At 69.7% G+C, this 9,247-nt stretch carries 8 protein-coding genes; 1 reads left to right on the top strand and 7 read right to left on the bottom strand.

Annotated elements, in window-relative coordinates:
- The 4 genes from BGO22_RS14310 to BGO22_RS14295 all read right to left on the bottom strand — a co-directional run.
- Positions 1-512, bottom strand: a 512-nt coding sequence (locus BGO22_RS14310; protein ID WP_286851426.1) for an ATP-binding cassette domain-containing protein, incomplete at its 3' end; no start/stop codon positions are given.
- A gap of 7 nt (positions 513-519) precedes the next feature.
- On the bottom strand, positions 520-1,548 hold the full coding sequence (locus tag BGO22_RS14305; RefSeq protein WP_286851424.1) for a branched-chain amino acid ABC transporter permease: 1,029 nt from the start codon (positions 1,546-1,548) through the stop codon (positions 520-522).
- Positions 1,549-1,630: 82 nt separating this feature from the next.
- Positions 1,631-2,533: a branched-chain amino acid ABC transporter permease gene (locus BGO22_RS14300; protein WP_070399834.1), complete on the bottom strand. Its 903-nt coding sequence runs from the start codon at positions 2,531-2,533 to the stop codon at positions 1,631-1,633.
- Between the two features lie 110 nt (positions 2,534-2,643).
- Entirely contained in the window at positions 2,644-3,840 is a 1,197-nt protein-coding gene (locus BGO22_RS14295; protein ID WP_070399833.1) for an amino acid ABC transporter substrate-binding protein, read from the bottom strand.
- Between the two features lie 197 nt (positions 3,841-4,037).
- On the opposite strand from BGO22_RS14295, the gene BGO22_RS14290 reads away from it, so the two are divergent.
- Positions 4,038-4,997, top strand: a complete 960-nt coding sequence (locus BGO22_RS14290) for an AraC-like ligand-binding domain-containing protein (RefSeq protein WP_286851422.1) — start codon at positions 4,038-4,040, stop codon at positions 4,995-4,997.
- A gap of 10 nt (positions 4,998-5,007) precedes the next feature.
- Here BGO22_RS14290 and holA read toward each other — a convergent pair whose 3' ends face one another.
- From holA to leuS, 3 genes are all read right to left on the bottom strand, one after another.
- The gene (gene holA / locus BGO22_RS14285; protein WP_204743651.1) at positions 5,008-6,060 is read right to left on the bottom strand and encodes a DNA polymerase III subunit delta; all 1,053 of its coding nucleotides are present in this window, start codon (positions 6,058-6,060) and stop codon (positions 5,008-5,010) included.
- A gap of 4 nt (positions 6,061-6,064) precedes the next feature.
- Positions 6,065-6,544: an LPS-assembly lipoprotein LptE gene (locus BGO22_RS14280; RefSeq protein WP_070399830.1), complete on the bottom strand. Its 480-nt coding sequence runs from the start codon at positions 6,542-6,544 to the stop codon at positions 6,065-6,067.
- 2 nt (positions 6,545-6,546) lie between these two features.
- Positions 6,547-9,247 (bottom strand): leucine--tRNA ligase (gene leuS, locus BGO22_RS14275; protein WP_286851418.1); only part of this gene is annotated, 2,701 nt, incomplete at its 5' end.

Here is a 9,247-nt window from a genome sequence, read left to right as displayed (position 1 = left end):
TCGGCCTGCGCGCCCAGGCCGATGAGGCCGAGGATGCTGTCGGCCGTGCGCAGCACCCAGGGCACGCCGACCTCGTCGCCCCAGAACAGGTACTCGCGCCGCCGCCGGCCGGCGAACTTGAGGCCAAAGGCGATGTTGTCGCGCACGAGCATGTCGCCGAAGGTGCGCGGGGTCTGGAAGGTGCGCGCCAGGCCCTGGGCCGCGAAGCGGTGCGGCGCCTGGCCCGCGAGGGAGCGGCCGCGCAGCGCCAGCCGGCCGCTGGTGGGCGGGGTGACGCCGGAGATGGCGTTGAAGAAGGTCGTCTTGCCGGCGCCGTTGGGGCCGATGATGCCGACCAGTTCGCCGGGCATGAAGCTGGCGCTGACCTGGTCGACCGCGGTGAGACCACCGAAGCGCACGGTGATGTCCTGGGCCACCAGCAGGGGCTGGGTCGAGCGCCGGGCCGCCCCAAGCTCGGCCGCGCCCCCTTGGGGGGCAGCGACCCGCGCAGCGGCGGAGCGTGGGGGCGCCATGTTCACCTCAGTAGACATGGCGCGCCTCCCGCTGTTTTTTCTCGCGCTGCTTGCGGCGCTCGGTCTCGCCGCTCAGGTCGTCCTTGGTTTGCGCCCACCAGGCCTTGCCGTCGCGCCACCAGCCCTTGAAGGTGTCGGCGCGCACCGAGGCCAGGCCACCCGGCAGGTACAGCACCGAGAGGATGAGCAAGAGGCCCAGCGACATCATGTAGACCTGCGGCACCTGCAGCCGCAGGGTCTCGGCCAGCACGCTGAAGACGATGGCCGCGATCAGCGGGCCCCACAGCGTCATGGCGCCGCCGATGAGCGCGATGAGCACGGTCTGGAAGCCGATGAAGGGGTTGAAGACGGTGTGCGGGTCGATGTAGGTCCAGCGAACGCTCATGGCCGCGCCCACGGCGCCGGCGATGGCCGCGGTGAGCGCGAAGCCGGCGGTTTTGACCAGGCGCGTGTTGACGCCCAGGGTCTGGGCGCGCTGCTCGTCGGCGCCGATGCCCATCATGGCCAGGCCGAAGCGCGTGCGGCGGATGGCGATGGACAGCGCCACCGCCAGCACCGCCAGCAGCAGCACGGTGAAGTAGATGGTGTCGCGCTCGGGCACCACCATGAGCACGCGGCCCACGGTGCCGGTGACGCTCTTCTCGAAGTAGCTGATGGCGTGGCGGATCAACTCCGTCATGCCGAAGGTGAGCACGGCGAAGTAGGTGCCGCGCAGGTGCAGCACGGCCGCGCCCATCACCACCGCCACCACGGCCGCGATGCCCGCGCCGGTCGCGATGGCCACCGGCCAGCTCAAGGTCTCCAGGCCGATGGCGCTGGTGTAGGCGCCGATGCCGAAGAAGGCCGAGGTGGCGAGCGAGAGGTAGCGCGTGCTGCCGCAGAACAGCGCCCAGCTCGAGGAGAGCGCGATGTACATCAGGCAGGTGAGCGCCATGGAGACCACGAAGTCGCTGGCGAAGCCGGGCAGGGCCACGGCCCAGCCGGTGAGGCCGAAGAGCACGAGCGCATCGCGGATGAGGAACTGTCTCGGGGTCATGCCTTGGCTCCGCCGGGCCGCCCCAAGGAGCCGAGAGCCCCCTCGGGGGGCAGCGAAGTACACGAAGTGACGAGCGTGGGGGTCATGCTTTTCTTGTCTTGCGCGAGAACAGGCCTTCAGGGCGCAGCAGCAGCACGCCGATGAACACGATGTAGCTCAGCAAGGCCTTGAGCGAGGGGTTGGTGAAGTGCATGCCGATGGCCTCGATGACGCCCAGCAGCAGGCCGCCCGCGAGCGCGCCGCCCATGCTGCCGAAGCCGCCGAGGGTGATGACGATGAGCGCCGTGACGGTGTAGGGCTCGCCCATCGAAGGGCTGATGGTGTAGGCCATGGACAGCAGGCAGCCGGCCACGCCCGACAGGCCCAGGCCGATGCCGAACATGAGCGGGTGCAGGCGCTTGGTATCGATGCCCACGAGCATCGCGCCAGTGGGCGACTGCATGAGCGCGCGCACGCCCTTGCCCAGCAGGGTGGTGCGCAGCAGCACGATGAGCGCGCCCGCGAACAGCAGGGCCAGGCCGAAGACCAGCAGCTTGTTCACCGCGAACTGGGCCTGCCCGCCGGGCAGCGGAATGGCGAAGGGTTGGGTGAGGTAGTCGTAGCCGCGCAGGTCGCCGCCCCAGATCCAGGAGATGGCGTTCTGCACGAAGAACATGAGGCCGAAGGCCACCATGAGGCCGCGCGCCTCGAACACGTCGAGGTTGGGCGAGGTGGCGGTGAGGCGGCGAAAGCACAGCCAGTGCACGGCCACGCCGATGGCCATGAGCAGCGCGAAGGAGACCGGGATCATCCACAGCGGCGAGAGGCCGAAGGTGGCGGCCGCCATCCAGGTGATGAAGGCGCCCACCATCAGGAACTCGCCGTGCGCGATGTTGAGGATGCGCATGAGCCCGTACTGCAGGTTCAGGCCCAGCGCGACGAGCGCGTAGATGCCCCCGGTGATGAGACCGGAGGCGATCAGTTCAAGCCAGGAAGAGAAGGACATTCGATGAATGAGGGGGAGTGATCCAGAACGCCGCGGAACCGGCTTTGCCGGGCCGCAGGCGTTGCCTCCTTGAGGGGGTGACGCGCCGCGGGCGCGGCGCGGGGGTGGTCTTATCTCCAGGCGGGCTTGTTCGGGTTCAGCTTGGCCGTGGCCACCTGCTGCGGCCACACCACCTCGAACTCGCCGTTCTGCCACTGGCCCACGGTGCCGGGCGTGCCCACGTTCTCGCTGCCCTGGAACCTGATGTCGCCCAGGATGGTTTTGTGCGTGGTGTTGGCCACGTAGTCGCGGATGGCCTTGCGGTCCAGGCCGTGCTGCTTGACGGCGTTGGTGAGGATCTCCATGCCGGCCCAGCAGGCGCCGCTGGCCCAACGGTCGGGTTCCTTCTTCTGGCTGGCCACGTGGGCGTCGAAGTAGGCCTTGGCACCGGGGCTGGTCTTGCTGTTCCACGAGCCCATGCCGAGCACGCCTTCGGCGCCGGCCGCGGTGATGACGTTCTTGTAGAGCGGGAAGGCCGTGCCCACCGAGGCGTAGAAGAATTTCGGGTTGAAGCCGATCTCCTTGGCCTGGCGGCTGGCAAGGATGGTGTCGGGCGGGTAGGTGAAGCCCACGAACGCGTCGGGGTTCTTGTCCTTGATGGCGCGCAGCGTGGGGCTGAGGTCCTTCACGCCGCCGGGGTAGCTGGTGTCCTGCACCAGGCTGATGCCACTGCCCTGCAGCGCCACCTTGAGGGCAGCGTAGTTCTCCAGACCGAACAGGTCGTCCACGTAAATGCAGGCCACGGTCTTGGCGCCGCTGGCCTTGAGCATGTCGACCAGGGCGTCGCACATGGGCTTGGGCTGCTGCAGCAACAGGAAGAAGTAGGGCAGCTTCAGGTCCACCAGCCGCTTGGACAGCGCGGTGGGCGCCAGGAAGGGATAGCCGAAGCGGTTGGCCAGCGGCGCGACGGCGAAGTTGGCGTTGGAGCCCCAGGGCGGCAGGATGAGGTCGACCTTGTCGCTGCCCATGAGTTTTTCGTAGGTGCGCACCACGGTCTCGACGTCGCTGCGGTCGTCGCTGCTGATGAGCTCGATCTTGCGGCGCACGCCTTTCACGTCCAGGCCGCCGGCGGCGTTCTGCTGCTCGGCCCAGAGCAGGAAGTTGGGTTCCTGGCTGGTCTGGGCGCCGCCCGTCCACGGGCCGGTGCGCGACATGCTGTAGCCCACGCGCACCGGCGCGCTTTGCGCCATCAGCTGCGGGGCGACCGCCATGGCGCCCACGGCGGCGGCGGTCTGCTGGATCATCACTCGGCGGTTGCTCATGGCCATGCTCGTCTCCTGGTGTTGGGGGTTGTCCTCGGACGCGGCCATGGTAGGAAATGCGCCCGCACGCCGCTGTACCGTGGACGCACTGTCCGCTTGACCAATCGCGCATGGGGGTGCGGGTTTACCCGCAATCCAACGCCCTCGCGGGACCTGAGACATCACGCAACAATGGCAGCCCCAGCCCGCCAACCCCGACCACCGTGAGCGATCCCACCCCGATGAGCACCGACGCCGTGGCGCCCGCCGAGCGCGCGGCGATCTGGCGCGAGTGGGTGTGGACGCACTTCGGCGGCCTGGACTCCGACCTCTACGGCGACACCGACTTCGAAGGCCACATGAGCGCCTCGCAGGCGGGCGACGTGGTACTGACGCGGCTGGAGGCCAACCGACACCGCGTGATCAAAAGCGGCCGCCAGGCGCGCGCGGGCGAGCGGCCCTACCTCAAGATCGTGGCGCCCTGGCGCGGCAGCGCGGGCGTGCAGCAATCGGGCCGCGAGGCCTGGGTGCGGCCCGGCGGCTGGGCCATCTACGACACCACCGACGCCTACACCGTGGCCAACCCCGAGCAGGTGGAGCACCTGATCGTGATGCTGCCCAAGGCCCAGCTGGCCGAGCGCGGCCTGGCGCTGGAGCCGCTGATGGCGAGGCAGTTCGGTGGCGTCTCGGGCATCGCACGCGTGGCGCTGGAGACCATGCGCACCACCTACCAGGAGCTGCCGGGCATGAGCGAGTCGGCCGCGCGCGGCGCGGGCGAGGCCATCGTGGAGCTGGTGCGGCTGTCGCTGCTGGAGCTGGCCGGGCGCGGCGACGGGCGCACGCAGCTGGAGGCGTTCCGCGACCGCATCCGCGTGCACATCGGCCGCCACCTGCGCGACCCCGGCCTGTCGCTGGACCACATCGCCAGCGCCATGAACTGCAGCAAGCGCCACCTGCACAAGGCCTTCAGCGCCGAGGACGACACCCTGGCCCAGTACATCCTGCGCCAGCGCCTGCAGGGCTGCATGCGCGAGCTGGGCGATGCGGCCAGCGCCACGCGCACCATCACCGAGATCGCGTTTTCCTGGGGCTTCAACAACACCGCGCACTTCAGCCGCGTGTTCCGCGAGCACACGGGGCGCACACCGTCGGACTACCGCGCCACGGCCCAGCGCGCGGGCTGAGCGAAGCGCTTCAGCGCGGCGCGCAGGCGCGCGCCACCTTCATCGCCAGCTGGTGCAGGGCCTGCCAGGGCTCGGCGGGCCAGTCGGGGAATTTCAGGCCCTTGACGATGCCGTCCACGGTGTGGGCGTCGTCCAGCCAGCGCGCCAGCTGCGCCGAGCCCAGCGTGGGCAGCACGCGCTCGACCAGCTTTTCCTTCACGCCCCAGACGCGGCTTTCGCGCAGGGCGATGGGCAGCGGGCGGCCGTCGTCCACCGCGCCGCGCACGCGGTTGAGCGTGCGGATGTCCTCGGCCAGCGCCCAGTGCACCAGCACGGGCGCCTCGCCCTCGGCCTGCAGGCCGTCGAGCATGCGCTGCACACGCGCCACTTGGCCGGCCAGCACGGCCTCGGCGAGCTTGAAGGCATCGAAGCGCGCCACGTTGAGCACGGCCGACTCGACCTGCTCGAAGCCCAGCTCGCCCTGTGGGTGCAGCAGCGCGAGCTTCTGGATCTCCTGGTGCGCGGCCAGCAGGTTGCCTTCGACGCGGTCGGCGAAGAAGGCCAGGGTGCGCTGGCCCTCCTCGCCCGCGGCCACGCGCTGGCCCTGGGCCTGCAGGCGCGTGGCGATCCACTGCGGCAGCGCCTTTCGGTCCACCGGGTCGACGCGCACGGTCACGCCGTGGGCGTCGAGCGCGGCGAACCAGGCGCTTTTCTGGGTGGCCATGTCCAGGCGCGGCAGCACCACCAGGGTGAGCGTGCTGTCATTGCCGTCGGCGGACTCGGCGAGCTGCTGCAGGGCGGCCGAGCCGTCCTTGCCGGGCTTGCCCGAGGGCACGCGCACCTCGACGATCTGCTTGTCGGCGAACAGGCTCAGCGACGCGCCGCTGGCCAGCACCGCCGACCAGTCGGCGTGCGCGCCGGCCATGGTGTGCACGGTGCGCTCGGTGTAGCCCTGGGCGCGCGCGGCGGCGCGGATGGCGTCGCCCGCTTCCTGGATCAGCAGCGGCTCGTCGCCGTGCAGGGTGTAGAGGCTGCGCAGGCCCTTCTGGAGCTGGGCCTGGAGCTGGTTCGCGGCGAGCTGCATGCCGTCAGAGCTGGCGCACCGACGCGAGGCGGCGGATCACCTGCTGCGCGATGTCGGTGGTCATGTCGCGGTAGAGCATCTGCTCTTCGGCGTCCTTGGCGAGCACCACGGTTTCGTTGAAGCTCAGGTCGCGCTCAAGCAGCAGCTCGCTGTCGTCGATGAGCATGCGCTCCTCGCGCGTGCGCAGGTTGAAGCGAAAGCGCACGCGCAGCTGCAGTTCGCGCACCTGGCCGGCGGCCGTCTGGCCCACCACCACGCGCTCGCGCTGGTCCACCTGGGCGGTGAGGATCACCGGCGGCAACGGGTTGCCGTCCACGCGCAGGCCGTTGACCTGCATCTCGCGGCGCAGTTGCGCGGTCACGTAGCCGGCCACGCCGGTGAGCTGCACGGCGTCGAACGCGAAGTGCGGCGCCTCGCGCAGCTTGAAGCCGCAGGCCGGCAAGGCCAGGGCCGCCGCACCACCGAGCAGGAGACGCCTGTTCATGGTCACACCACCACGTTGACGAGGCGGCCCGGCACCACCACGACCTTCTTGGGCGCGGCGCCGGCCGCCTGCTTGACGAAGGCCTCGCTGGCGAGCGCGGCGGCCTCGATGGCGGCCTTGTCGGCGCTGGCCGGCACGGTGACGCTGCCGCGGTGCTTGCCATTGATCTGCAGCACGAGTTCGATCTGATCGCGCTGCAGCGCGGACGCGTCGGCCTGCGGCCAGGGCGCGTCCAGCAGTTCGCCGCCGTGCGCGGCGTAGCCGAGCTCGGTCCAGAGCGTGTGCGCGATGTGCGGCGTGGCCGGGTACAGGCAGCGCAGCAGGATGCCGAAGCCCTCGGCGGCGGCGGCCTCGTCGCCCGCGCCCTCGGGCGTGAAGCCCTCCAGCGCGTTGAGCATCTTCATGGCGCCCGAGACCACGGTGTTGTATTGCATGCGCTGGTAGTCGTAGTCCACCTGCTTGAGCACGGTGTGGATCTCCAGTCGCAGCGCCTTGGCGGCCTTGGACAGCGAGGCCTGGCCCACGCCCGCGGCCAGCGCGCCCTGCGTGGTGCCGGATGGGCCCTGCGCCTGGCGCTTGTGGCCGTAGCCCCAGACCCGGCGCAGGAAGCGGTAACTGCCCTCCACCGCGGCATCGTTCCACTCCAGCGTGGCCTCGGGCGGCGCGGTGAACATGGTGTACAGGCGCGCGGTGTCGGCGCCGTACTTCTCGATCAGGTCCTGCGGGTCGACGCCGTTGTTCTTGGACTTGGACATGGTGCCCACGCCCTCGTAGTCGATGGGCGTGCCCACGGGCAGGTCACCCACGGCGTTCTTCAGCTTCGCGCCGACGATCTTGCCGCCCTCGTCAAGCACGTTGTCCACGTCGTGCGGCCAGAAGTATTCCTTGGCGCCCTTGTCGGTTCGGCGGCTGTAGATGTGGTTGAGCACCATGCCCTGCGTGAGCAGGTGGGTGAAGGGCTCGTCCACCGTGACCAGGCCGAGGTCGCGCATGACCTTGGTCCAGAAGCGCGCGTACAGCAGGTGCAGGATGGCGTGCTCGATGCCGCCGATGTACTGGTCCATGCCGCTGCCGCCGGTGGCCCGCTTCTGGTCGCGCATCCAGTAGGCCGTGCCCTCGGCCACCATGCGCTCGCTGTTCTTCGGGTCGCAGTAGCGCATGAAGTACCAGGACGAGTCCACGAAGGTGTCCATGGTGTCGGTCTCGCGCCGCGCCGCGGCGCCGCACACCGGGCAGACCACGCCGGCGTGAAAGCCCTCGTGGTGGTTGAGCGGGTTGCCGCTGCCGTCGGGCACGCAGTCCTCGGGCAGGACCACGGGCAGGTCCTTCTCGGGCACGGGCACGGCGCCGTGTTCGGGGCAGTGGATGATGGGGATGGGCGTGCCCCAGTAGCGCTGGCGGCTGATGCCCCAGTCGCGCAGGCGCCAGGTGGTTTTCTTCTCGCCCAGGCCCTGGGCGGCCAGCGCCTCGGCGACCTTGTCGACGGCGGCCTGGTAGCCCAGGCCATCGAGGAAGCCGCTGTTGACGCAGACGCCGCGCTGCTTGTCGCCGTACCACTCCTGCCAGGCGTCGGCGCTGAAGCTTTCGCCCTCGACGGCCACCACCTGCGGGATCGCCAGGCCGTACTTCCTGGCGAAGGCGAAGTCGCGCTCATCGTGTGCGGGCACGCCCATGACGGCGCCGTCGCCGTAGCCCATGAGCACGTAGTTGCCGACCCACACCGGCACGGCCGCGCCGGTGATGGGGTGGGTGACGCTCAGGCCGGTGGGCAGGCCTTCCTTCTCTTTCAGCGCCAGCTCGGCCTCGGTGGTGCCGCCCTTCTTGCATTCCTCGATGAAGGCGGCGAGCGCCGGATCGCTGGCGGCCGCGTGCGTGGCCAGCGGGTGCTCGGGCGCCACGGCGCAGAAGGTGACACCCATGATGGTGTCGGCGCGCGTGGTGAACACGTAGAGGCGGCCGTCGCCGATGAGGGCGCCGCTGGCGTCCCGGATCTGGTGCGGGAAGGCGAAGCGCAGGCCCTCGCTCCTGCCGATCCAGTTCTCCTGCATCAGGCGCACCTTGTCGGGCCAGCCGCTGAGCGTGGCCTTGGGGTTGCCAATCTGCACGTGGTCGAGCAGTTCGCCCGCGTAAGCGGTGATGTTGAGGTAGTAGCCCGGGATCTCGCGCTTCTCGACCAGCGCGCCGGTGCGCCAGCCGCGGCCGTCGATGACCTGTTCGTTGGCGAGCACGGTGTGGTCCACCGGGTCCCAGTTCACCACCTGGGTCTTGCGGTAGGCGATGCCCTTTTCCAGCATCTTGAGGAACAGCCACTGGTTCCAGTGGTAGTAATCGGGCGAGCAGGTGGCAACCTCGCGACTCCAGTCGATGGCCAGGCCCATGGCCTGCATCTGCCGCTTCATGTAGGCGATGTTGTCGTAGGTCCACTTCGCGGGCGGCACCTTGTTCTTGATCGCCGCGTTCTCGGCCGGCAGGCCGAAAGCGTCCCAGCCCATGGGCATGAGGACGTTGTAGCCCTTCATGCGCAGCTGGCGCGTGAGCATGTCGTTGATGGTGTAGTTGCGCACGTGGCCCATGTGCAGCTTGCCGCTGGGGTAAGGCAGCATGGAGCAGGCATAGAACTTGGGCTTGCCGGCGTCTTCGGTGACGCGGTAGGCGTCGCGGGCGGTCCAGTGGGCCTGCGCGGCGCGCTCGACGTCTTGGTGG

Origin of the sequence: Hydrogenophaga sp. 70-12 (assembly GCF_001897365.1) — a bacterium.
Taxonomy (GTDB): Bacteria; Pseudomonadota; Gammaproteobacteria; order Burkholderiales; family Burkholderiaceae_C; genus Hydrogenophaga; species Hydrogenophaga borbori.
Note: the sequence above shows the minus strand (reverse complement) of the source record. Positions and strands in the feature narration are given on the sequence as shown.